This window comes from Acidovorax sp. Root70, from assembly GCF_001428225.1.
GTDB lineage: Bacteria > Pseudomonadota > Gammaproteobacteria > Burkholderiales > Burkholderiaceae_C > Acidovorax.
Window position 1 is genome coordinate 35330 of sequence record NZ_LMHQ01000003.1, and the last position, 24475, is coordinate 59804.

The following is a 24475-nucleotide window of genomic DNA, read 5'->3' on the forward strand; positions in this document are numbered from 1 at the left end:
AAATCCCCACATGTGGACCCACTTCCACAGAGCACTTTGAGGATTTCCATGTCCGGACATACCCCCCTGCCAGCCACACCCCTTGACCTGCCGCTGTTGCCTTTGCGTGACGTGGTGGTGTTTCCCCATATGGTGATCCCGCTTTTTGTGGGCCGCCCCAAGAGCATCAAGGCGCTTGAGATGGCCATGGAGGCCGATCGCCGCATCATGCTGGTGGCACAAAAAGCCGCCGCCAAGGACGAACCCTCGGTGGCAGATATGTTCGATGTCGGATGTGTCTCCACCATCCTGCAGATGCTCAAGCTGCCCGACGGCACCGTGAAGGTGCTGGTGGAAGGCCAGCAGCGCGCCGTGGTGGCTTCGATTGAAGATGCGGAGACGCACTTCATGGCGACCGTCACGCCAGTCGAGGCTACGCCCGACGCCAACAAGCCCAGCGAGATTGAGGCATTGCGCCGCGCGGTGATGCAGCAGTTTGACCAGTACGTCAAGCTCAACAAGAAGATCCCGCCGGAGATCCTGACCTCCATCTCCAGCATTGACGATCCCGGTCGCTTGGCCGACACCATCGCCGCGCACCTGCCACTCAAGCTCGAAAACAAGCAGGTGGTCCTGGATCTTTCGGATGTGAAGGCGCGCCTCGAAAACCTGTTCGAGCAGCTGGACCGTGAGGTCGACATCCTCAACGTAGACAAGAAGATCCGTGGCCGCGTGAAGCGCCAGATGGAGAAGAACCAGCGCGACTTCTACCTGAACGAGCAGGTGAAGGCCATCCAGAAGGAACTGGGCGAGGGCGATGAAGGTGCCGACATCGAGGAGATCGAGAAAAAGATCAAGCTCGCCAAGATGTCAGCCGAAGCGCGCAAGAAGGCCGAGGCCGAACTCAAGAAGCTCAAGCTGATGTCACCCATGTCGGCCGAGGCGACGGTGGTGCGTAACTACATCGACGTGCTCACGGCGCTGCCCTGGAGCAAGAAGACCAAGATAAAGCATGACCTGGTGAATGCCGAGGGCGTTCTCAACGAAGACCACTATGGTCTCGACAAGGTCAAGGACCGCATCCTTGAATACCTTGCGGTGCAGCAGCGCGTGGACAAGGTCAAGGCACCCATCCTGTGTCTGGTGGGGCCTCCTGGCGTGGGCAAGACCTCGCTGGGCCAGTCCATTGCCAAGGCCACAGGCCGCAAGTACGTGCGCATGGCCCTGGGTGGCATGCGTGACGAGGCCGAAATCCGGGGGCACCGCCGCACCTATATCGGCGCTTTGCCGGGCAAGGTGTTGCAGAGCCTCTCCAAGGTAGGCACGCGCAACCCGCTGTTCCTGCTGGACGAAATCGACAAGCTGGGCATGGACTTCCGGGGGGATCCTTCGAGTGCACTGTTGGAGGTGCTGGACCCTGAACAGAACCATACCTTCGGCGACCACTACGTCGAGGTGGACTTCGATCTGTCCGACGTGATGTTTGTCGCCACGTCGAACTCGATGAACATTCCGCCTGCGCTGCTCGACCGTATGGAGGTGATCCGCTTGTCGGGTTACACCGAGGACGAGAAGACCAGCATCGCCATGAAGTATCTGCTGCCCAAGCAGCTCAAGAACAATGGCGTGAAGGAGGAAGAGCTGCTCATCACCGAGCCTGCAGTGCGCGACATGGTGCGTTACTACACCCGTGAAGCGGGTGTGCGTTCGCTGGAGCGCGAGCTGTCCAAAATTTGCCGCAAGGTGGTCAAGGGCTTGCAGCTCAAGAAGCTGGAGCCCCAGGTGGTGGTGACGGCTGACAACCTGCCGGACTTTCTGGGCGTGCGGAAGTACACCTACGGCCGTGCAGAACTGCAAAACCAGGTGGGGCAAGTGGTGGGCTTGGCCTGGACCGAGGTGGGTGGCGACCTGCTGACCATCGAGGCGGCCATCATGCCCGGCAAGGGGGTGATCACGCGCACGGGTTCGCTGGGCGACGTGATGAAGGAATCCGTGGAGGCTGCCCGCACCGTGGTGCGCAGCCGTGCGCGCATGTTGGGTATCAAGGACGAAACGTTTGAAAAGCGTGACATCCACATCCACGTGCCAGACGGTGCCACGCCCAAGGACGGCCCCAGTGCGGGTGCTGCGATGACGACGGCATTTGTCTCTGCGCTCACGGGTATCCCGGTGCGCGGCGACGTGGCCATGACGGGCGAGATCACGCTGCGTGGCGAGGTGACGGCCATCGGCGGCCTCAAGGAAAAGCTGCTGGCCGCATTGCGCGGCGGCATCAAGACCGTGCTGATCCCTGAAGAGAACGTGAAGGACCTCGCAGAGATTCCGGACAACGTGAAGAGCGGCTTGGAGATCGTGCCTGTGCGCTGGATCGACAAGGTGCTGGAGGTAGCGCTGGAGAGCAAGCCGGTGCCGCTGACGGACGAAGAGGTTGCCGTGGCTGCTGCAGCGGTAGCTGTGTCGACGGATAAAGCCGCAGCGTCGTCTGCTGCCGTCGATGGATTGAAACATTGATGCAAATTTTTTTGGGAGCCCCAAAAAATGCGCTACAATTCATTCTATCGCAGCAAACGTTGTACAATGTAAGGCTTCGATAAATGCGGGAATAGCTCAGTTGGTAGAGCGCAACCTTGCCAAGGTTGAGGTCGAGAGTTCGAGACTCTTTTCCCGCTCCAATTTCCACAAAAAAGGGAAGCAATTGCTTCCCTTTTTTGTCAGAGAAATGTGAATTCCTGGCGCGGTAGCAAAGCGGTTATGCCCCGGATTGCAAATCCGGTTAGTCCGGTTCGACTCCGGACCGCGCCTCCAGATACGGTCTGCAGCATTAAAGCGACGAAGCCCTCGGGCCAGAGATGCAAGCAGAGATCGTTTCAAGGGTTGGTAGTTGGATAAAAATTTTTTTGACTTGCAATCGAACACGGTCAAAAAGAGTTATATAATTTGAGGCTTGCTGATAAGCGCTAGCGGAAACGTTAGAAAAATCAGAAAACGCGGGAATAGCTCAGTTGGTAGAGCGCAACCTTGCCAAGGTTGAGGTCGAGAGTTCGAGACTCTTTTCCCGCTCCATATTTGAAAAGGGAAGCTTAGGCTTCCCTTTTTTCTTGGTGGTACGGTGCGTGCTGTTTTCAAACAGCGGTCCTGACCAGAGATACGACAGGGCATTGCGCGCATGCGCTGCCCGGGTTACGCTGCAACGCAGGTATGCGCTCAGCAGCCGGCGCCCCGATGGTGAAATTGGTAGACACTGCGGACTTAAAATCCGCCGCTTTCCTGAAAAGGGGCGTGCCGGTTCGACCCCGGCTCGGGGCACCACTACGATTCAATCATGTCAAGTTACAACGCTCCCTTTGAAATCCATGTCCACGGACAGGTCCTCCTGCGGGCTGATGTCGGTTTTGACCAGCTTCAAGAGGCGCTCAAACCGCTGTGGAAGTACGCTGGAGCACGTTCGCTGGCCGACGGTGCCGCCAGTGCCTACGAAGAAGAGCCAGGTATCAAGTACGACGCGCAAGAGCATTTGCTGCAGATGTGCTGGACGGTGCGTGGTGACGAGGATTTCCGTCAGTCGCTCGATGAGATGTGCATGAGCCTCAATGAACTGGCCGAGCAAGGGGCTGCGATCGAAGTCACCTTCTACGACACCGACTTTGACGAAGACGAAGAAGAGCAGGGGGCGGAGTCGCGCGACGACTTCGTGATGCTGTTTGTTGGCCCTACACCGGCTGCCATCATGCAGGTGCAGCGCGATCTGTTGGTGCAAGACGTGGTGAACATGATGGAGCGCCACTTTGACGGCGCCGAGTTGGGAGGTGTGGTCGCCGAGATCGACAAGCTGTTCAGCCAGCGCTTTGATGCCCTGGTGAACTCGCTGGAGATTGGCAAGCCCCCCCGGGGCCCTGGTGGTGCAGGTGGTGGTCATGGCAGCAATGGTGGCCGTCGCCCGCGCCACTTGCACTGATCTGCGCAGAGCGCCTTGTACTGCGCGTTGGCGCGGGCCGTGCTAGGCGCCTCCCCTGGACTTCCCCTAGGCATTGGGTCAATTCTCCCTGCGCTTTGATGTCGTTGTGCGGCCGCGCTACCCAATGCCTTGTCCGCCGCCGCCTGTTTTCCCATGAGCACTGATCTCCCTTACCTGCGTTCCTACCCCGCTTCGTTGCAGGAGCAGGCGCGCGATCTGCTGGCACAGGGAAAGCTCGGAGCGGTTCTGCTGCGCAAGTATCCGCAGGCGCACGCGATGCGCAGCGACAAGGCGCTGTACGACTATGCGCAGGAACTCAAGGCGCGCTACCTGCGCAACGCGGGTACAGTCAACAAGGTACTGTTCGACAACAAGATCCATGTGGTGCGCCATGCGCTGGGCTTGCACACGGCCGTGTCGCGCGTGCAGGGCAACCGCTTGGCAGCCAAGCACGAGATCCGCATCGCGGCAATGTTCAAGCAGGCGCCAGAAGAATTTCTGCGCATGATCGTCGTCCACGAGCTGGCCCACCTGCGCGAGAAGGACCACGACAAAGCTTTCTACCAGCTGTGTACCCATATGGAGCCGCAGTACCACCAGTACGAATTTGACCTGCGCCTGTACCTCACCCATGTGGAGCAGGCAGGCACCCGGCTCTGGAGCGTGGACGGTTCCTGAAGGCCCAGGACCGCTAGCACGTTCCAGGTCTCAAAGCCGGTTGCTGCAAAAATAATAGCGGCTCGTGCATATGAATTGGGCACTGGCAGCCTTTTTAACCAAATCACGGTACTGAAACACTCCGGCAGAGGCTGGGAGGCAGATTCAGCCAGCGCTGGGCTGCTGCTTCCATCATGGCCACAGGGCCCGTGGTCAGCAGTTGTACGGACTCCGGGCCCTCGCGGGATGTGGGCTGGCCGTTGGGGTGCGGGGGCGGCGGCAACGCGAGCAGGTCGGCTGCCTCCAGCAGGCGCCGCGTCTGGCGCGCCACGGGTTCGCCCGTCTCTATGAACTGAACCTCGGGTCCCACCAGTGCACGCAACTCGTGGGCCACAAAAATGTAATGCGTGCACCCGAGCACCAGGGTGTCCATTTGCCCGGGCTCCTTACCAAAGCCACCCATGGCCTGCACATAGCGCTTGCACAGCGCTCCGGTCTCCGTGGCATCGACGGGACTGCCCGCGGCGGCTGGAGGCAGTGCCACGCTGCGCTCAATGGCGTGCGCCAGACCATCGCAGGGCTGCACCACAAAGTGGGCCTGGTCGGCCAGCGAGGTCATGAGCTTGCTGAACTTCGCGCTGGTCAGCGTGCCCCGGGTGCCAATCACGCCCACATGCCCTGTTTTGGTCACGGCAAGCGCAGGCTTGATGGCGGGCTCCAGACCCACCAGGGGCAATTCCGGGTGGCTGCTGCGCACCTCGTGAATGGCAGCCGCGGTGGCCGTGTTGCACGCCACCACCAGGGCCTTGATGTGGTGCTGGTCGCGCAGGTACTGGGTGATGGCGTGGGTGCGGGCGGCCACAAAGGCGTCACCACGCTCGCCATAGGGGGCGTTGGCGCTGTCGGCCAGGTACACGAAGCGCTCGTGGGGCATCGCGGCCAGCAGGGCGCGCAGCACGCTCAGCCCGCCCACGCCGCTGTCAAACACACCGATAGGAGAAGAGGCCAGCGGCATCAGGGAGCCCATGGTTGGACAAAAGGCTGGATTGTAGGAAAACAGCGGGGCCGGCGGCGTGTGCTGTGTATTGCCATGTACAGGGCAAGCGTGTGACCCTCGCCATGTCCGGCGAACCTGCGAGGTCCGTGAGACGAATGGGTCAACGTGCGGGCGTTTTGGCTTTGCCGCTGTCACTGGCAGAAGCGGCTGTGACTTTCGGGTGGGACAGCAGGTAGTAGCGTTTGACCACGGCCTTTTGCCCCTCCGGGCCTCCGGCGACCAGCTCGCTGGCCAACTGCGCAGTGTCGGCCTGCAGGATGTCGATACCGTGTTCCCGCCCGTACAAGCGTGTTTGTGCGCTGCCGGTGGCAAACGACTTGCGTTTCGGGTCTTTCAGGTCTGGGTCGTTCCAGGTGCGCTCAACGGCCGTCCATTCCCAGCGCCGGTCTTCGGGCCACCAGGTACCCAGCAGCTCCGCATCGAACACCGTGCGCTGGCCACCACGGACCACGGTGAAGGTCTTGGCAAAAAAGTCCAGTGTGCGCAAGGTGCTGCCGGATAGATGCCGGCTGTTCAGCAACTGCTGGCGTTCGATGTGCGAGGCGAGGCTGGCGTCCAGCAGCGCCGCATCGCGTGCGGGCAGTCGTCCGCCAAAGGCGGCCTGCGCGTCGCGTTGCGGGACCATCGGCGGATTGGCGCTGGCCGCCAAGGGCAGGGTGCCAATCAACGCTGTCACCAGCAGGGCGCACAGCCGCGGCCGAATGAATTGCACAAACCGGTGGTCCAGAAACATGGAAGAGGTGGCACAGGCCAACAGGAAGTGTTGAAGAGGCTTGATCCGTATTTTTGTCGAACTGCGGGTGCTGCAGGGGGGGGGATGGCCCAAAAAAACCGCCCGAAGGCGGTTCTTGGTCGGGGAAGAGCGCCGTGGCGCCCCGGCCCTCAAAAACGCATCAGGCCGCAGCGACCTCAATGCCCTTGAACTCGCCCGAGGCGATGCGCTTTTGCCACTCGGCCGGGCCGGTGATGTGGGCGCTGGTGCCGCCAGCGTCCACGGCCACGGTCACAGGCATGTCCACCACGTCGAATTCGTAGATGGCTTCCATGCCCAGGTCGGCAAAGCCCACGACCTTGGCGGTCTTGATGGCCTTGGAGACCAGGTAGGCGGCGCCGCCCACGGCCATCAGGTAGGCGCTCTGGTGCTTCTTGATGGCCTCGATGGCGACCGGGCCGCGCTCGGCCTTGCCCACCATGGCGATCAGGCCGGTCTGGGCCAGCATCATCTCGGTGAAGCCGTCCATGCGCGTGGCGGTGGTGGGGCCTGCAGGGCCCACGGCCTCGCCCTTCACGGGGTCCACAGGGCCCACGTAGTAGATAACGCGGTTGGTGAAGTCCACGGGCAGCTTCTCGCCCTTGGCCAGCATGTCCTGGATGCGCTTGTGGGCGGCGTCACGGCCGGTCAGCATCTTGCCGTTGAGCAGCAGCGTGTCGCCGGGCTTCCAGCTGGCGACTTCTTCTTTGGTCAGCGTGTCGAGGTTGACCTTCTTGCTCTTGTTGTAGTCCGGCGCCCAGTCCACGTTGGGCCACAGGTCCAGGCTGGGGGGCGTGAGGTACACGGGGCCCGAGCCGTCCATCACGAAGTGCGCGTGGCGCGTGGCGGCGCAGTTGGGGATCATCGCAATCGGCTTGCTGGCCGCGTGCGTGGGGTACATCTTGATCTTGACGTCCAGCACCGTGGTCAGGCCGCCCAGGCCCTGCGCGCCAATGCCCAGGGCGTTGACCTTTTCAAACAGCTCCAGGCGCAGCTTTTCGACATTGTCGAGTTCGGCACCGCTGGCTTGCTTGGCTTGCAGTTCGTACATGTCCAGGTCGTCCATCAGGCTTTCCTTGGCCATGAGCACCGCCTTCTCCGCCGTGCCGCCAATGCCGATGCCCAGCATGCCGGGCGGGCACCAGCCGGCGCCCATGGTGGGCACGGTCTTGAGCACCCAGTCCACCACGTTGTCGCCGGGGTTGAGCATGTACATCTTGGACTTGTTCTCCGAGCCGCCGCCCTTGGCTGCCACCGTCACGTCCACGGTGTTGCCGGGCACGATCTCGGTGAAGATCACGGCGGGAGTGTTGTCCTTGGTGTTCTTGCGGGCGAACTGGGGGTCGGCCACGACCGAGGCGCGCAGCGTGTTGTCGGGGTGGTTGTAGCCACGGCGCACGCCTTCGTTGATGGCGTCATCCAGGCTGCCGGTGAAGCCTTCCCAGCGCACGTCCATGCCCACCTTCAGGAACACGTTGACGATGCCCGTGTCTTGGCAGATGGGGCGCTGGCCGGTGGCGCTCATCTTGCTGTTGGTGAGGATCTGCGCGATCGCATCCTTGGCCGCCGGGCTCTTTTCGCGCTCGTAGGCGCGGGCCAGGTGGGCGATGTAGTCGGTGGGGTGGTAGTAGCTGATGTACTGCAACGCGCCGGCAATGGATTCGATCAGGTCTTCTTGGCGAATGGTCGTCGTGGTCATGGCGGTGGGGTTTTAGGGAAAACGCGAACCCCGAATTATCCCCCGGCGGGCTTGCACGGTCCTGTCAGGGCCGATCAGGGCGGCCAAGAGAGGGTGGGGAGTGGCGCGCCTGGGGCTTCGGTGGGTATGCTGCGGCCTGGTGTTGTTCCCTCCACTCCCATTCGCTCGTTGAGCGCGCAAGGCCCACCCGTGAAAACATCCACCCCCGCTGCGATCGCCTACCGTACGGAAAAAGACACCTTCGGCCCCATCGATGTGCCTGCCCAGCGCCTGTGGGGCGCGCAGACCCAGCGCTCGCTGCACCACTTTGCCATCTCGGGCGAACGCATGGCACCCGAGCTGATCCGCGCGCTGGCCCAGGTGAAGCGGGCCAGTGCCTATGTGAACAACGAGCTGGGCCTGCTCGATGCGGCCAAGACCACCGCCATCGTGGCCGCGGCAGACGAGGTGATCAGCGGCGGCCACCTGCAGGAATTTCCGCTGGTGGTGTGGCAGACCGGCTCGGGCACCCAGACCAACATGAACATGAACGAGGTGCTGGCCAACCGAGCGAGCGAGCTGCTGGGTGGCCCGCGCGGCGAGGCGCGGCTGGTGCACCCCAATGACGAGGTGAACAAGAGCCAGTCGAGCAACGACGTGTTCCCCACCGCCATGCACCTGGCGGCGGTGGACGCGCTGATGCACCGCCTGCTGCCCGCACTGCACGGCCTGCGCACCACGCTGGCGGCCAAGGCCGAGGCGTTTGACGGCATCGTGAAGATTGGCCGCACGCATTTGCAGGACGCTACCCCGCTCACGCTGGGCCAGGAGATCTCGGGCTGGGTGGCGCAGTTGCTGCATGGTGAGCAGCATGTGCGTGCCGCGCTTCCGCACCTGTGCGAGCTGGCCCTGGGCGGCACGGCCGTGGGCACGGGGCTCAATGCGCCGGCCGGTTATGCCCACGCCGTGGCCAAGGAACTGGCCGACCTGACGGGCCTGCCGCTGGTCACCGCCCCCAACAAGTTCGAGGCCCTGGCCAGCTGCGATGCGCTGGTGCATGCCCATGGCGCGCTCAAGACCCTGGCAGCCAGCCTGATGAAGATCGCCAATGACGTGCGCTGGCTGGCCAGCGGCCCGCGCAGCGGGCTGGGCGAGATCACCATCCCCGAGAACGAGCCGGGCTCGTCCATCATGCCGGGCAAGGTCAACCCCACGCAGTGCGAGGCGCTGACCATGCTGTGCGCGCAGGTGCTGGGCAACGACGTAGCCATCAACATCGGCGGGGCCTCGGGCAACTTCGAGCTGAACGTGTTCCGCCCGATGGTGATCCACAACTTCTTGCAAAGCGTGCGTCTGCTGGCCGACGGCATGGCCAGTTTCAACGAGCACTGCGCTGCTGGCATCGAACCGAACCAGGCGCGCATCAACGACCTGGTGGAGCAGTCGCTGATGCTGGTGACCGCGCTGAACCCGCACATCGGCTACGACAAGGCGGCCTTCATTGCCAAGAAGGCACACAAGGAGGGCACCAGCCTGCGCGCAGCCGCCGTGGTCTCGGGCCATGTGACGGGCGAGCAGTTTGACCAGTGGGTGGTGCCGGGGGATATGGTCGGGCGCTGATTTCCTTCGTGCAGGCCCTAGGCCTGAGGCTTGCTCAGAAACGCCAGCAGTCGGCGCTCGGCAGCGCTGAGGCCGCGGGGTGATGTGGCGCCGCCAAGGCGCGTCCACACCTGCTGGCTGCGTGGGCTGGGGTCGGACGCGATCTGTGCGCCCAGCGCCAGGACGGCGGGGTGCACGTACGACTTCCTGCACACGGCGGGTGTGTTGCCCAGCTGGCGGGCCACCTCGGCCAGGATGGCCTGGGCGCTGTAGCGCAGACCCTTGTCCGTGGCGTTGGCGGCATCCGCGCCGGTGCAGGCCAGCCGGGTCAGCTCCAGGGCCTGCGTGGTCCCGTGCCAGGTGCGGAAGTCCTTGGCGGTAAAGCGTTCGCCGTAGGCGTTGCCAGCGGTGCGGCTGATCTCGTTCAGGTAGTCGTTCACGTCGCCGGAGCCCAGGGTGCGGGGGTTGCCGTCTTCATCCTCGTACTGAAAAAGCTCTTGCCCCGGCAACTGTTGGCAGCGGCGCACCACGCGGGCCACCTGCGGGTCGTTCAGGGTGGTCTCCTGCTGCACCCCGCTCTTGCCGCGAAAGCGCAGTCTCAGCTCGCTGCCCTGCAGCTGCGCATGCCTGGTGCGCAGCGTGGTCAGGCCATAAGAGCGGTTGGTGCTGGCGTACTCCTCATTGCCGACGCGTAGAAAAGTGGTGTCCAGCAGGCGCACCAGCGTGGCCAGCAGCCGTTCGCGCGTCAGCACCGGGCCTCGGCGGGGTGTGGCCAGGTCGCGCGCCACGCGGGCCCGGATGCGTGGCAGCGCGCTGCCAAAGGCCTGCATGTGCTCGAACTTTCCTTCGTCCCGCTGGCGGCGCCACATGGCGTGGTAGCGGTACTGGCGCCGCCCGCGTGCATCCAGTCCGGTGGCCTGCAGGTGTCCGTTGGGCAGGGGGCAGATCCACACCTGGGTGTAGGCCGGCGGGATGGCCAGGCGCCGGATGCGATCGATCTCGGCCGGGTCTTGCAGCCATTGGCCATCAGACAGGCGGTAGCGGAACGCCTTGGCGCCGCAGCGCACCCGGGTAATGCCCGGCAGTGTGGGGCTGACGTACACCAGGCCGCCTTGCAGTCCGGGTGGTGGGTAGGGGGCGGGTGCGGATGAGCGTGCCGAGGAAGGGGTGCCGAGCTGGGGGGATGCGGGCATGAGGGGCAGTGGATAAAGCCGGTGAGTGGGCTTTGATCACACCCGCTGGTGCCCGCGAGCGGTGTAGGCCTGTGGCGTGCGCTGCGGTGAGCGACCCGCGCAACCGTGCTGTGGAATCCGTGCCGCGATGTGGCGCTAAAAGAGGCTGTAGCGCATATTGAATATGCGGCTGCTGCTATCAAAATCGTATCAATCTGGCGCCGTCGGATCCAGCGCAAAGCCCACGCCATACACCGAGCGGATCCAGTCGCTGCCGTCTGTGCTGGCGGCCTTGAGCTTCTTGCGCAGGTTCTTGATGTGGCTGTCGATGGCGCGCTCGTTCACGTCCAGCGTGTCGTCATAGGCCTGGTCCAGCAACTGGGCCCGAGAGAAGATGCGTCCGGTCTGCCGCGCCAGCACCTGCAGCAGCTTGAACTCGCGCCGCGTGAGTCCCAGCGGCGTGCCGTGCAATGTGGCTTGCCAGTGGGACTCGTCCAGCATCAAGGCGGCGGTGGTTGTCTGGTGGGCTGGCGGCTCTTGTGCGGCAGCGGTGCGGCGCAGCACGGCCTTGACGCGGGCCACCACCTCGCGCGGTGAAAACGGCTTGCAGATGTAGTCGTCGGCGCCCAGCTCCAGACCGATGAGGCGGTCCACCTCTTCCACACGGGCCGTGAGCATGATGATGGGGTGCTGCGTGTGGCGCCGCGCCTGGCGCAATATCTCCAGGCCGTCCATGCCGGGCAGCATGATGTCCAGCAGCGTGAGGTCGGGCGGTGTGGTGATGAGGCTGGCGAGGGCTGCGCGGCCTTCGGCCTGGTGCTCCACCGTGTAGCCCGCGTGGCGCAGGTAGTCCACCACGATGGCGGCGATGTCGGGTTCGTCTTCGACGACAAGGATGCGGGGGCTCATGAAGGGTTGTCCAGCAAGGGCAGTTGCAGCGTGATGCGCAGGCCGCCGAGGGGAGAGGGTTCGGCCGTCAGTGTGCCGCTGTGGGCGAGCACGATGGCGCGGCAGATCGCCAGGCCCAGGCCCGAGCCGCCGTGGTCGCGGTTGCGCGAGGTTTCTGCGCGGTACAGGCGGTCAAAGATGCGGGGCAGCTCGTGCGCGGGCACACCGGGTGCGCTGTCGTCCAGCTGCACCTGCAGCTGCGGGACTCCATCGGCCGGTGGCAGCAGGCGTGCCGCAATGCGCAGCAGGCCGCCCGCGTCGGTGTAGCGCAGGCTGTTTTCCAGCAGGTTCAAAAACACCTGGTGCAGTTGCTGCGCGTCGCCGCGCACCAGGGGCGCGGGCTGAGCAGTCCCCTGTGCGGTCAAGGCGTCCAGGCCGGTGGTGTCGACATCAATCCCTGCCTGCGCCAGACGGGGGCGCATGGAGGCTAGCGCCTCGGCCAGCAGCGACAGCGGGTGAACGGGCACCTGGGCCGAGGGGGCGCTGGTGCCCACTACATCCAGGCTGGCGCGCAGGTCGCCCACGAGCTGGATCAGCCGCATCACCTGCCGGTGCAGGCGCAGCGCGGTCTTGTCGTCAAAGGGGCGGATGCCGTCCTGCACAGCCTCGATCTCGGCGCGCATGGCGGCCAGGGGCGTGCGCAGCTCGTGGGCCACGTCGCCCAGCCACTGGCGGCGGCTGGCCTCGATGCTGCCCAGCTGTTCGGCCATGGTGTTGAAGGTGCGGGCCAGCTGGGCTAGTTCGTCGTTGCCGTGCACGGGCACGCGGGTGTGCAGGTGGCCCTGCGCAATGCCGCGCGCCCCGGTGGCCAGCGCTTCGACCGGAGCGAGCCAGCGCCGTGCGAGCCAGCCCGACAGCAGCAATGCCAGCGCCAGACCGGCGAGGCCGGTCCACGCCACAAAGCCCAGGTGCTGGGCCAGAAAGGCCTGATCGGCCTCGCTGCGCACGCTCTGGGGCGGAGCAAGCACCAGGTGACCAATGACCTGGCCGTTGGCGCCGCGCAGTGCCAGGCGGGCGCCCCCGGGCTGGGGCGGAGTGCCTGCGACCAGCTGGTCTTGCGCGTCCAGCAGGCCCAGGCGGGGGTAGATGTCATCCGGGTGGCGCTGGGGGGGCGCGGGGCGGCGGTCTAAGGGGCGCAGGCTATCGGGTGGACGGGGTGGCAGGCCGTTGCTGGCGGCCATACCAATGTCACTGCCACTGTGACTGCCCGGAGGGGTGTGGGCCATGCCGGACGGCTCCAACGCGAGGTCCGGTGGCAAGGGGGGGGCTGCGAACGGCGCTGTGCCTGTGCGGTCAGGGGGAGATCCGTTCGCGGGGCGTGCGCTGCCCGGTCCGCGCGGGCCGCCGCCAGGGTGGGTCAGCAAACCCCACAGGGCAGCCTGCCCACGCAGGCTGTCCCAGCCGCCCGTCTGTGTGTGGTGGGACTGCAGGCGCTCGGCCAGCCAGTCCATGCGGGCCAGCTCGATCTCGGCGACATACGGCCCCAGGCCTCGCTGCAGGCCCAGGCGCGAGAACCCTACAAAGATCAGCAGCAGCGTCAGCAGCAGCGCGGCCAGGGCGATGAAGGCTTTGCGGTGCAGCGTCAGGTGGGGCACGGGGACGAGGGAGCGCAGGGGCGGCATGGTGGGTCAGCGGGCGGGGGGCGGGCCACCCGCGCCGGGGCCACCGGGCCCGCCAGCGGGCATGGCCACCAGGGTGCTGTCCATTGTGCGGCAAGTGCCTGCCAGGGTTTTGCCATCGGGCATGGTGAGCGTGACGGAGGCGCCTTCGGTCTTGCCCTTGCAGGCGGCGTAGGCCTCTGGGGGCGGCGCGGGCGGCGTGCCGCGGGCGGGCTGGGCGTGGCTGGGGGTTGCGGCGGCCAGGGAGATCAGAGCCAGGCTGGCGAGAAGGGTGTGAATCTGGTGCATGGTGTGCCTTAGAAAAGAGCGAAAGAAGCGATGGTGAGGGGGCTCAGACCGCGATCGAGATCGTGATGTTGGCGGAGTAGCCACCGCCGGAGTTGGCCTGCATGGTGGTCATCTCCAGATCGGTGCCGTCGCTGAACACGTTGTCGGTGGCGAAGGTGATGGAGGCCAGGTTGTGCACGCTGGCGCTGTAGCCGGAATTGGCGCTGTAAATGCTGCCGAGCAGTGCGGTGGGGAAGGCCAGCTGCGTAGTCTTGATCTTGTTGGCCGCCTTGGTGGCCGATGCCAGCGTGGGGTAGATCTCCAGGTGCATGTGTGGCATGCGGCCCGAGTAACAGCCGGGCACGATGGTGGTGAAGGTCACGGTGCCATTGGCATCCGTAGCCTGCACGCCGCGCAGGTAGTTGTCGGCGATGTTGTTGGAGGTGTAGACCGAGTAGTTGCCGTCTTGCGTGCAATGCCACAGGTAGATGGCGTACCCAGACAGCGGTGCGCAGCTGGCCTTGGTGTTGGTGAGCGTGATGGTGATGGACAGCGGCACCCCACTGACTTGGGTGGATGAACCCACCGAGCTGCGGATGTCCGAACGCACGATGCCGCTGAGCGCGAGCACGTTGTAGGTGTTGCTGCTGGCCGTGGAGCCGTCGGCAGGGTAGGGGCCGGCGGTTTCCTCGGGCACGACGGAACAGGTGGTGGTTGTGCCGGTGCCCGTGCTGGTGCCCGATCCGGTGCTGGACCCGGAGTCGGTGCTGGTGCTAGTGCTGTCGCTACTGCCGCCGCAGCCCCACAGGGTGGCGACGCTCAGGGAGCCGAGCGCGCTCAATGCTAGGCGACGGCTGGTGGCGGTGCGCGTGGACGGGGAGTCTTCCGCAGCGGGTGCTGGCGCCGTGGCAGCGGTCGGAGAGAGAGAGGGCAGAGGGGGCATGGATTTCTCCTTCGGGTGGGTCTGCACCGCACTGTGCCTACCGATTGAGGAGAAATCTGGGAGCGCTCAGGGCGCTGAATGCCGAAGCGTGTTTACTTCAAATTTGATAGCTATCAGCGCATATGCGACTGGCACTATTGGCACTTTTGACTGATATTCTGGTGCCCGGGGCTCCCCCCGCGTTGCCGGGGAGCCTGGGGACCGTCGCCGTGCTCAGTGGCTGTCCGACGAGTGCGACATCAGCCGGTCGGTCAGCGCAATCGCCAGGGCGCTGAGCAAGAACACCACATGGATGATGGTCTGCCACATCAGCACCTTGAGGTCGTAGTTGGCGGCGTTGATGAAGGTCTTGAGCAGGTGGATGGAGCTGATGCCGATGATGGCGGTGGCCAGCTTGACCTTGAGCACCGAGGCATTCACATGGCTCAGCCACTCGGGCTGGTCAGGGTGGTCTTCGAGGTGCAGGCGCGAGACGAAGGTCTCGTAGCCGCCCACGATCACCATGATCAGCAGGTTGGAGATCATGACCACGTCGATCAGCGCCAGCACCACCAGCATGATGATGGTTTCGTTGAGTGCTGTGACCTGGAAATCGCTCTTGTAACCAATGCTGGACACCAGGCTTTGCAGGGCTGCGGCGTTGCCAAAGGCGGCCTCGATCAGGTGCACCAGCTCCACCCAGAAATGGAACACATACACCGCCTGCGCCAGGATCAGGCCCAGGTACAGCGGCAATTGCAGCCACCGGCTGGCGAAGATCATCGAAGGCAGGGGGCGCAGTGGCGCGGGGGGCTTGTGTTGGGGAGAGGACATGGCACTCGCAAAGGGTTGCAGGAGGCGCGATTTTAGGGGGCCAGCATGTCCCTGCAATGGCAGGTGGGTCGGGGCATTTCAGGCCCGTGCCCTTGGCCGGGAACGACCTCGCCACCAGCGTGGGGGTGACCGCTCCGTCTGCAGCAGGCAGGCCGCGATGGCGTACTCTGTAAGCTTCGCGCCAGTCAGTGGCCTGTAAGTGCCGCGCCCGACAGTACCGCCCAATTCCAATTCCCATTAGATCCAGGAGACAACACCATGAGTGCGCCCACATCCGCCATCGAGTCCGTGCTGGTTGAGAACCGCGTGTTCCCGCCCTCGGACGCCATTGTCAAAGCCGCGCGCGTGTCCGGCATGGCGGGCTATGAGGCGCTGTGTGCCGAAGCCGAGAAGGACTTCGAGGGCTTCTGGGCGCGCCAGGCGCAGGGCAACCTGCAGTGGACCAAACCCTTTACGCGCACGCTGGACGAGTCCAACGCGCCGTTTTTCCAGTGGTTTGCCGACGGTGAACTCAACGCGTCGGCCAACTGCCTGGACCGCCACATCGGCACCCCCACCGAGAACAAGACGGCCATCATCTTTGAAGCCGACGATGGCACCGTTACCAACATCACCTACAAAGAGCTGCTGGCCCGCGTGAGCCAGTTTGCCAACGCGCTCAAGGCCCACGGCGTGGCCAAGGGCGACCGCGTTCTGATCTACATGCCCATGACCATCGAGGGCGTGATTGCCATGCAGGCCTGCGCCCGCATTGGCGCCACGCACAGTGTGGTGTTTGGTGGCTTCAGCGCCAAGGCGGTGCACGAACGCATCATCGACGCTGGTGCAGTGGCCGTGATCACCGCGAACTACCAGATGCGCGGCGGCAAGGAGCTGCCGCTCAAGGCGATCATCGACGAGGCTCTGGCGATGGGCGGTTGCGACACCCTCCGCAACGTGTTTGTCTACCAGCGCACGGCCACGGCGTGCAACATGGTGGCCGGACGCGACAAGACCTTTGCCGAAGCCCTGGCAGGCCAAAGCACAGAATGTGCCCCGGTGGCCGTGGGTGCCGAGCACCCGCTGTTCATCCTGTACACCAGCGGCTCCACCGGCAAGCCCAAGGGCGTGCAGCACAGCACCGGTGGCTACCTGCTGTGGGCCAAGATGACCATGGACTGGACGTTCGACCTGCGCGCCGAAGACGTGTTCTGGTGCACGGCCGACATCGGCTGGATCACTGGCCACACCTACGTGGCCTATGGCCCGCTGGCGGCAGGCGCCACGCAGATCATCTTTGAAGGCATCCCCACCTTCCCGAACGCAGGCCGCTTCTGGCAAATGATCGAGCGCCACAAGTGCACCATCTTCTACACTGCCCCTACCGCCATCCGCTCGCTCATCAAGGCGGCCGAAGCCGACGAGGCGGTGCACCCTGCACGCTCCGACCTGTCGAGCCTGCGCATCCTGGGCAGCGTGGGCGAGCCCATCAACCCAGAAGCCTGGATGTGGTACCACAAGAACGTGGGTGGCGAGCGTTGCCCCATCGTGGACACCTTCTGGCAAACCGAGACGGGCGGCCACGTCATCACCCCGCTGCCCGGCGCCACACCGCTGGTCCCCGGCAGCTGCACGCTGCCCCTGCCTGGCATCACCGCCGCCATCGTGGACGAGATGGGCAACGATGTGCCCAATGGCTCGGGGGGCATTCTGGTCATCAAGAAGCCCTGGCCCAGCATGATCCGCACCATCTGGAACGACCCCGAGCGTTTCAAGAAGAGCTACTTCCCTGAAGAACTCAAGGGCTACTACCTGGCCGGTGACGGCGCCGTGCGCAGTGCCGACCGGGGTTACTTCCGCATCACCGGCCGCATTGATGACGTTCTGAACGTGTCGGGCCATCGCATGGGCACGATGGAGATCGAATCGGCCCTGGTGTCCAAGACCGATCTGGTGGCCGAAGCCGCCGTGGTGGGCCGCCCTGATGATGTGACGGGCGAGGCCATTTGCGCGTTTGTGGTGCTCAAGCGCTCGCGCCCCACGGGCGAAGAAGCCAAGCAGATCGCCAACGAGCTGCGCAACTGGGTGGCCAAGGAAATCGGCCCCATTGCCAAGCCCAAGGACATCCGCTTTGGCGACAACCTGCCCAAGACCCGCAGCGGCAAGATCATGCGCCGCCTGCTGCGCAGCATTGCCAAGGGCGAGGCCATTACCCAGGACACCAGCACGCTGGAAAATCCCGCAATCCTGGATCAATTGGCCAAGGCCAATTGATCCAGGAGGCGCCGTGCAGCGGCGCCAGCGCGCGGCGCTCGCCGGTTTGGGGACACTCATATCGCGCCGCGATGTGACGTGGCCACAAACCCGTTGATCACCCCGGTACGTGATCGAAGCAGTGGGCCCGTTCACCCGGCGGGCCCGCAGCGCGCTTTGTAGGACGCAATCTCCAATTACTCCTCTGGAGCGTGTGAATCCCTGCGCATGCGTTACAACGGCAGCATGGCGTGGTCGGTCATCGTGACCGGGTGCCGTTGACCGGAGATTTCACATGCAACTGCGTTCCTTCGTTTTGCTGCTGACCGTGCTGGCCATCGCCGCACTGGCCGCCCTGAACTGGTCCACGCTGGCGGCTCCCTCCCTCGTATCGCTGGGTGTGGTGTCGTTTGAAGCACCCCTCGGCCTGCTGATGCTGGCACTTACCACGTTGCTGGGTATTTTCTTCTTGGCCTATGTGTTGTCGCTGCAGGGATCGGTGCTGCTCGAAACCCGCCGCCACACCAAAGAAATGCAGGTGCAGCGCGAACTGGCCGATAAGGCCGAGGCGTCCCGCTTCACGGAGCTGCGTGCCTTTCTGGAGGCCCAGCACAGCCAAGCCCATGCAGCCGTGCTGGCGCGTCTGGACCACCTGGAAGCCCGCCTCGCCGCGCGCGCCGAGGAGTCGGACAACACCACGGCGGCCTATGTCGGCCAGCTGGAGCAGCAATTGCGCTCCCGCCATGCGCTGGGTACGCCCGTCGTTTAGATCTGCAGGTCTGCCTGGCGCAGATTCCTGCGCTCCTGGCACCCCAGCTACAAAGCGCTTGGGCACAAAAAAAGCCGCGTCATAGGGTGCGCGGCTTTTTTATGGGTCCTTTCGGGCATCAAACCCGGAACCCTTTGGCTGCAGCCAATTATTTCTGCGTCAGCACCCAAGCGGCCAGCTTCTTGGCTTCAGCATCATTCACTTGGGCGTTGGCGGGCATGGGCACCGGGCCCCACACACCAGAGCCGCCCTTGATGATCTTGGCAGCCAGCTTGTCCACGGCGTCCTTTTGGCCAGCGTACTTGGCGGCTACATCCTTGTAGGCAGGCCCCACCAGTTTCTTGTCCACTGCGTGGCAAGCCATGCAGTTCTTGGAGGTGGCCAAGGCCAAGTCGGCCATCGCGGGTGCCGCAACCGACAGCGTCAAGGCAAGGGTGATCAGGGAACGCTTCATGGTGGGATTTCCTGTGGTTGAGTTACAGTGCTTTTAATGCGATTGTAGTGACTTGGGTTGACACGAAGTTGTCCCCGGTCAATCCCGCTTTTCGCGGCATTCTTTGGAGAGAGCGATGTATCTGCTGGGTCTGTCCCTTCTCGTGCTGGCACTGAAATATTTTGAAATTGGTCCCGTGGCCAACTGGTCCTGGTGGTGGGTGATGGCACCCTTCGGGGCCACGGCCTTGTGGTGGGCCTGGGCCGATTCCACCGGTTACACCAAGCGCAAGGCCATGGAGAAGATGGATCAGCGAAAGAAAGACCGCATCAACAAGAACAAGGAAGCTCTGGGCATTGCCCCCCGCAAACCGCGTTGAAGGCGGTTGCAGGGACTGCTTGGCAAGGCTCACACGGGCCTGCGGTGCGTTTGCTTTCGCCCGCCCGTCCGTGTCTCAATAGCCAAAGTCAAAGCCCGCAGCGCATCTTGTGCTGCGGGCTTTTGTTATGCGCCGCGGCTTTGGTGCCGAAAAGGCGCCGGGTTGCGCCGTTGTGTCACACCCGACTGTGCTGGGCTGTGATCAATAAGCGTCCAGCACCGCTCCCTTGCTAGCGCTCGATGCGTTGAACGCAAACTTGGCCTGCACACCACGGGTGTAGCGCGGCGCAGGCGCTGTCCAGGCTGCGCGGCGTTTTGTAATTTCTTCTTCCGGCACGTTCAGCTCCAGCAGCAGCTGGCGCGCGTCAATGGTGATGCTGTCGCCCTCTTTGACAAAAGCGATGGTGCCGCCCGCCGCGGCCTCGGGCGCCACGTGGCCCACCACCATGCCCCAGGTGCCGCCGGAGAAGCGGCCGTCGGTGATCAGGCCCACGCTCTCGCCCAAGCCCGCGCCGATCAGCGCGCCTGTGGGCGCCAGCATCTCGGGCATGCCCGGGCCGCCCTTGGGGCCCAGGTAGCGCAGCACCATCACGTCGCCTGCCTTGATCTTGCCCGCCAAGATGGCTTCGAGTGCCGACTGCTCGTCGTCGAACACGCGGGCGGGGCCGGTGATCACAGGGTTCTTCAGGCCCGTGATCTTGGCCACGGCGCCTTCGGGGCTCAGGTTGCCCTTCAGGATGGCCAGGTGGCCTTGTGCGTACATGGGGTTGCTGATGGGGCGGATCACGTCCTGGTCGGCGCGCGGCTGGTCGGGCACGTCCTTCAGCACCTCGGCAATCGTCCTGCCTTCGATGGTGAGGCAGTCGCCGTGCAGCAAACCTGCATTCAGCAAAATCTTCATGACCTGCGGGATGCCGCCTGCGCGGTGCAGGTCCACGGCCAGGTATTTTCCGCTGGGCTTCAAGTCGCACAGCACAGGGGTCTTCACGCGCACGCGCTCGAAGTCGTCAATGCTCCACTCCACGCCTGCTGCATGGGCAATCGCCAGGAAGTGCAGCACCGCGTTGGTCGATCCGCCCGTGGCCATGATGACGGCCACAGCGTTCTCGATGGACTTTTTGGTCACGATGTCGCGCGGCTTGATGTCCTTCTTGATGGCCTCAATCAGCACCTTGGCCGACTCCCTGGCCGAGTTCATCTTCTCGTCGTGCGGGTTTGCCATGGTGGACGAATACGGCAGGCTGATGCCCAGGGCCTCGAACGCGCTGCTCATGGTGTTGGCGGTGTACATGCCGCCGCACGAGCCCGTGCCGGGGATGGCGCGCTTCTCGATCTCCTTGAGGTCGAAGTCGCTGAGCTTGCCTGCCGCGTTCTCGCCCACCGCCTCGAACACGCTCACGATGTTCAGGTCCTTGCCCTGGTAGTGGCCGGGCAGGATGGTGCCGCCGTACACATAGATGGCGGGCACGTTGGCGCGCAGCATGCCCATCAGGCCGCCGGGCATGTTCTTGTCGCAGCCGCCGACCACCAGCACGCCGTCCATCCACTGGCCGCCCACGCAGGTTTCGATGCAGTCGCTGATGACTTCTCGGCTCACCAAGCTGTACTTCATGCCCTCGGTGCCCATGGCCATGCCGTCGCTGATGGTGGGGGTGCCAAACACCTGGGCATTGCCACCGGCTTCCTCAATGCCCGCAATGGCCGCGTCGGCCAGCTTTTGCAGGCCGCTGTTGCAGGGCGTGATGGTGCTGTGGCCGTTGGCCACGCCCACCATGGGTTTCACGAAGTCGCCTTCCTCGTAGCCCATGGCGTAGTACATGGAGCGGTTGGGTGCGCGCGACTTGCCCTGGGTGATGTTGGCGCTGCGGCGGTTGATGGGCGCGGAGGGCTTGCTGGAGTCGGTCATCGTGGGGCGTCCTGGTGTCGGGTTGGGGGGCTGGAGCGGAATGGATCATTCTGCCAGCGCCGTCGCAGTGCGTGGGGTCTGCCCCCGCAATCCCCAACCCCGCCGCCCCGTGCGGGCCCAGAGGGCTGGGCGATAATTGACAGGTTTGCCCCCGGCACGGCTCAAGAGGTTGGTTGCACGGGTGCGCGAGGGGCCTTTATTCCGGCGGCCCGCTTCCCTTCCAGCGATTTTTCAGAAGCCAGCACGATGCCCATCTACCGTTCCAAAACCTCCACCGCCGGTCGCAACATGGCAGGCGCGCGTTCCCTGTGGCGCGCCACCGGCATGAAAGACGATGACTTCAGCAAGCCGATCATCGCGGTGGTCAATTCGTTCACCCAGTTCGTGCCCGGCCACGTGCACCTGAAGGATCTGGGCCAGCTGGTGGCCCGCGAGATCGAAGCCGCTGGCGGCGTGGCCAAAGAGTTCAACACCATTGCCGTGGACGACGGCATTGCCATGGGCCACGACGGCATGCTGTATTCGCTGCCCAGCCGCGACATCATTGCCGACTCGGTCGAGTACATGGTCAACGCGCACTGCGCCGACGCCATGGTCTGCATCTCCAACTGCGACAAGATCACCCCCGGCATGCTGATGGCCGCCATGCGCCTGAACATCCCGGTGATCTTCGTCTCTGGCGGCCCCATGGAAGCGGGCAAGACCCGCCTGGCCAACCCGGTCACCAAGGTCATGGAGTTCAAGAAGCTCGACCTGGTGGACGCGATGGTGATTGCCGCCGACACCAACTACTCCGACGCCGACGTGGCCGAGGTCGAGCGCTCGGCCTGCCCCACTTGCGGTTCGTGCTCGGGCATGTTCACCGCCAACTCCATGAACTGCCTGACCGAGGCGCTGGGCCTGTCGCTGCCCGGCAACGGCACGGTGGTGGCCACCCATGCCGACCGCGAGCAGCTCTTCAAGCGCGCAGGTCGGCGGATTGTCGAGATTGCCAAGCAGTATTACGAGCAGGACGACGAACGCGTGCTGCCCCGCTCGGTGGGCTTCAAGGCGTTTGAAAACGCCATGACCCTGGACATCGCCATGGGCGGCTCTACCAACACCATCCTGCATTTGCTGGCCATTGCGAGCGAAGCGGAGATACCGTTCACCATGGCCGACATCGACCGTCTCTCGCGCGTCGTGCCGCAGCTGTGCAAGGTGGCGCCCAACACCAACAAGTACCACATCGAAGACGTGCACCGCGCTGGCGGCATCATGGCCATCCTGGGCGAGCTGGACCGTGCAGGCAAGCTGCACACCGATGTGCCCACCGTGCACACCGCCACGCTGAAAGACGCGTTGGACCAGTGGGACATCGTGCGCACGCAGGACGATGCTGTGCGCACCTTCTACATGGCCGGCCCCGCTGGCGTGCCCACGCAGGTGGCGTTCAGCCAGAACACCCGCTGGCCCAGCCTGGACCTGGACCGTGCCGAGGGCTGCATCCGCTCGTACGACCACGCCTTTAGCAAGGAAGGCGGCCTGGCCGTGCTGACAGGCAACATCGCTGTGGACGGCTGCGTGGTCAAGTCGGCCGGTGTGGACGAAAGCATCCTGGTGTTCGAGGGCACCGCCCACGTGACCGAGTCGCAGGACGAGGCCGTGGCCAACATCCTGGCCGACAAGGTCAAGGCCGGTGACGTGGTCATCGTGCGCTACGAAGGCCCCAAGGGCGGCCCCGGCATGCAAGAAATGCTCTACCCCACCAGCTACATCAAGTCCAAGGGCCTGGGCAAGGCCTGCGCGCTGCTGACGGACGGGCGCTTCTCGGGCGGCACCTCGGGCCTGTCGATCGGCCACTGCTCGCCCGAAGCGGCTGCGGGCGGCGCGATTGGCCTGGTTCAGAACGGCGACCGCATCCGCATCGACATTCCCAACCGCACGATCAATGTGCTGGTGAGCGATGAAGAACTCGCCAAGCGCCGCGAAGCGCAGAACGCCAAGGGCTGGAAGCCCGCCCAGCCGCGCCCGCGCAAGGTGTCGGCCGCGCTCAAGGCCTATGCCAAGCTGGTGATGTCCGCCGACAAGGGCGCCGTGCGCGATTTGTCGCTGCTGGACGACTGAGGGTGGTTTTGCGGGGCCCGGTGCCCTGCTGCCGCTTAGAAGCCGCGCCCTGAGAGCGCGGCTTTTTTATGGGTGCTCTACTTTTGATAGCTGTCGGCGCATGATGGACTAGCGCTTCCTCGGCTTTTTATTCAAAAACGGGTTGTGTGGCTCCAGCGGATCGCCCTGGCGCCGCAGTGGCCACCCGGTGGTCTTGCCCGGCGCATGCGGCCCTGCGTACGGGGTCATCGCCAGCGCGGGCACAATACCCGCCACCATGTTGACCTATCCCCACATCGACCCCGTCGCCCTGCAGATCGGCCCGCTGGCTGTGCACTGGTATGGCCTGACCTATCTTGCGGCCTTTGGCCTGTTCATGTTGCTGGGCATCCGGCGCCTGCAGCACCCGCCCTATGCTTCCATCACAGGGCCCGGCGCCTGGACGCGCAAGGATGTCGAAGACATCCTCTTTCTGGGAGTGGCGGGTGTGGTCATTGGCGGCCGGCTGGGCTACTGCCTGTTCTACAAGCCGGGCTACTACCTGAGCCACCCGCTCGAGATTTTTGCTGTGTGGCAGGGCGGCATGGCCTTCCATGGCGGGCTGCTGGGTGTGGTGGTCTCCATGCTGTGGTTTGCCCATTCGCGCCAGCGCCCCTGGCTGCAGGTGGCTGATTTTGTGGCGCCCTGCGTGCCCACCGGGCTGGCGGCGGGGCGAGTGGGCAACTTCATCAACGGCGAGCTGTGGGGCCGCTTTGCCAGCCCTGATCTGCCCTGGGGCATGGTGTTTGCGCACAGCGGCTCCATGCAACCGCGCCACCCGTCGCAGGTCTACCAGTTCCTGATGGAAGGGTTGCTGCTGTTCGTCCTGCTGTGGCTGTATGCGCGCAAGGAGCGTCGCCAGGGGCAGGTGGCCGCCGCCTTCCTGTTCGGCTACGGCGTGTTCCGTTTCATTGCCGAATACTTCCGCGAGCCCGATGCCTTCCTGGGCATCTTGTCGCTGGGCATGAGCATGGGGCAGTGGCTGTGCGTGCCCATGATCGTGGGCGGTGTTGCGCTGTGGCTGTGGGCAGAACGTCAGCCTGCGCGGGTTTCGGGTTCGCGGTGAAATTGAACCACCCTGAGGAGGCTTGACTTGCGCAGGGGCTTGCTGAGCGGGCCGGGCGGCTTGCCTGCGGGGGAGGGTAGGCGGGCGTGATGGGTGACGATTGGGTGGACACGGTCCCCTGTGTCGGCA

20 protein-coding genes and 4 tRNA genes are annotated in these 24475 nt (G+C 64.4%); 13 read left to right on the forward strand and 11 right to left on the reverse strand.

Annotated features, from left to right (window positions below; translation table 11 throughout):
• The first annotated feature begins 48 nt into the window (after positions 1-48).
• The 7 genes from lon (at position 49) to ASD94_RS02575 (ending at position 4612) form a co-directional block, all read left to right on the forward strand.
• Entirely contained in the window at positions 49-2490 is a 2442-nt protein-coding gene (lon, locus tag ASD94_RS02545; RefSeq protein ID WP_056638169.1) for an endopeptidase La, read from the forward strand.
• 85 nt (positions 2491-2575) lie between these two features.
• A tRNA-Gly gene (locus tag ASD94_RS02550) sits at positions 2576-2651 on the forward strand.
• Between the two features lie 59 nt (positions 2652-2710).
• Positions 2711-2784 (forward strand) — tRNA-Cys (locus tag ASD94_RS02555).
• Between the two features lie 182 nt (positions 2785-2966).
• Positions 2967-3042 (forward strand) — tRNA-Gly (locus ASD94_RS02560).
• A 153-nt stretch (positions 3043-3195) separates the two neighbouring features.
• Positions 3196-3288, forward strand: a tRNA-Leu gene (locus ASD94_RS02565).
• Positions 3289-3301: 13 nt separating this feature from the next.
• Positions 3302-3934, forward strand: coding sequence for a DUF6806 family protein (locus ASD94_RS02570; protein WP_056638172.1), 633 nt, complete (start codon positions 3302-3304; stop codon positions 3932-3934).
• Between the two features lie 153 nt (positions 3935-4087).
• Positions 4088-4612, forward strand: coding sequence for a M48 family metallopeptidase (locus tag ASD94_RS02575; protein WP_056638175.1), 525 nt, complete (start codon positions 4088-4090; stop codon positions 4610-4612).
• Positions 4613-4715: 103 nt separating this feature from the next.
• On the opposite strand, the gene murI is transcribed toward ASD94_RS02575, so the two are convergent.
• From murI to ASD94_RS02590, 3 genes are all read right to left on the reverse strand, one after another.
• Positions 4716-5606: a glutamate racemase gene (gene murI / locus ASD94_RS02580; RefSeq protein ID WP_056638447.1), complete on the reverse strand. Its 891-nt coding sequence runs from the start codon at positions 5604-5606 to the stop codon at positions 4716-4718.
• A 142-nt stretch (positions 5607-5748) separates the two neighbouring features.
• A complete protein-coding gene (locus tag ASD94_RS02585; protein WP_056638176.1) occupies positions 5749-6381 on the reverse strand; it encodes a DUF6882 domain-containing protein in 633 nt (210 codons plus the stop codon).
• 160 nt (positions 6382-6541) lie between these two features.
• Positions 6542-8098, reverse strand: coding sequence for a fumarate hydratase (locus ASD94_RS02590; RefSeq protein ID WP_056638179.1), 1557 nt, complete (start codon positions 8096-8098; stop codon positions 6542-6544).
• A 213-nt stretch (positions 8099-8311) separates the two neighbouring features.
• Here ASD94_RS02590 and fumC point away from each other — a divergent pair, with 213 nt between their 5' ends.
• Entirely contained in the window at positions 8312-9697 is a 1386-nt protein-coding gene (gene fumC / locus ASD94_RS02595; RefSeq protein WP_056638449.1) for a class II fumarate hydratase, read from the forward strand.
• Positions 9698-9714: 17 nt separating this feature from the next.
• On the opposite strand, the gene ASD94_RS02600 is transcribed toward fumC, so the two are convergent.
• The 6 genes from ASD94_RS02600 to ASD94_RS02625 form a co-directional block, all read right to left on the reverse strand.
• Complete coding sequence (locus ASD94_RS02600; protein WP_082576722.1) at positions 9715-10869, reverse strand: DNA topoisomerase IB; 1155 nt, start codon at positions 10867-10869, stop codon at positions 9715-9717.
• Positions 10870-11058: 189 nt separating this feature from the next.
• Entirely contained in the window at positions 11059-11757 is a 699-nt protein-coding gene (locus ASD94_RS02605) for a response regulator (RefSeq protein ID WP_056638182.1), read from the reverse strand.
• Complete coding sequence (locus ASD94_RS02610) at positions 11754-13418, reverse strand: ATP-binding protein (RefSeq protein ID WP_056638185.1); 1665 nt, start codon at positions 13416-13418, stop codon at positions 11754-11756. The genes ASD94_RS02605 and ASD94_RS02610 overlap by 4 nt, the downstream gene beginning before the upstream one ends.
• A gap of 6 nt (positions 13419-13424) precedes the next feature.
• Positions 13425-13703: a hypothetical protein gene (locus tag ASD94_RS02615; RefSeq protein ID WP_056638187.1), complete on the reverse strand. Its 279-nt coding sequence runs from the start codon at positions 13701-13703 to the stop codon at positions 13425-13427.
• A 43-nt stretch (positions 13704-13746) separates the two neighbouring features.
• Positions 13747-14625, reverse strand: a complete 879-nt coding sequence (locus ASD94_RS02620; RefSeq protein ID WP_056638190.1) for an intradiol ring-cleavage dioxygenase — start codon at positions 14623-14625, stop codon at positions 13747-13749.
• A 213-nt stretch (positions 14626-14838) separates the two neighbouring features.
• A complete protein-coding gene (locus ASD94_RS02625) occupies positions 14839-15438 on the reverse strand; it encodes a TIGR00645 family protein (RefSeq protein ID WP_056638193.1) in 600 nt (199 codons plus the stop codon).
• A 258-nt stretch (positions 15439-15696) separates the two neighbouring features.
• On the opposite strand from ASD94_RS02625, the gene acs reads away from it, so the two are divergent.
• Together acs and ASD94_RS02635 are read left to right on the forward strand one after the other, a co-directional pair.
• On the forward strand, positions 15697-17691 hold the full coding sequence (gene acs / locus ASD94_RS02630; protein ID WP_056638196.1) for an acetate--CoA ligase: 1995 nt from the start codon (positions 15697-15699) through the stop codon (positions 17689-17691).
• Between the two features lie 274 nt (positions 17692-17965).
• Positions 17966-18439, forward strand: a complete 474-nt coding sequence (locus ASD94_RS02635) for a hypothetical protein (protein WP_056638200.1) — start codon at positions 17966-17968, stop codon at positions 18437-18439.
• 148 nt (positions 18440-18587) lie between these two features.
• Here ASD94_RS02635 and ASD94_RS02640 read toward each other — a convergent pair whose 3' ends face one another.
• Positions 18588-18893 (reverse strand): c-type cytochrome, encoded by a 306-nt coding sequence (locus ASD94_RS02640; RefSeq protein ID WP_015014827.1) that lies wholly within the window; start codon positions 18891-18893, stop codon positions 18588-18590.
• Positions 18894-19008: 115 nt separating this feature from the next.
• On the opposite strand from ASD94_RS02640, the gene ASD94_RS02645 reads away from it, so the two are divergent.
• Complete coding sequence (locus ASD94_RS02645; protein WP_056638203.1) at positions 19009-19251, forward strand: TIGR04438 family Trp-rich protein; 243 nt, start codon at positions 19009-19011, stop codon at positions 19249-19251.
• Positions 19252-19452: 201 nt separating this feature from the next.
• On the opposite strand, the gene ilvD (ASD94_RS02650) is transcribed toward ASD94_RS02645, so the two are convergent.
• The gene (gene ilvD, locus ASD94_RS02650) at positions 19453-21156 is read right to left on the reverse strand and encodes a dihydroxy-acid dehydratase (RefSeq protein WP_056638205.1); all 1704 of its coding nucleotides are present in this window, start codon (positions 21154-21156) and stop codon (positions 19453-19455) included.
• Between the two features lie 246 nt (positions 21157-21402).
• On the opposite strand from ilvD (ASD94_RS02650), the gene ilvD (ASD94_RS02655) reads away from it, so the two are divergent.
• Both ilvD (ASD94_RS02655) and lgt read left to right on the forward strand, forming a co-directional pair.
• A complete protein-coding gene (gene ilvD, locus ASD94_RS02655) occupies positions 21403-23262 on the forward strand; it encodes a dihydroxy-acid dehydratase (protein ID WP_056638208.1) in 1860 nt (619 codons plus the stop codon).
• 256 nt (positions 23263-23518) lie between these two features.
• Positions 23519-24346, forward strand: a complete 828-nt coding sequence (gene lgt / locus ASD94_RS02660) for a prolipoprotein diacylglyceryl transferase (protein WP_056638452.1) — start codon at positions 23519-23521, stop codon at positions 24344-24346.
• Positions 24347-24475: the final 129 nt, after the last annotated feature.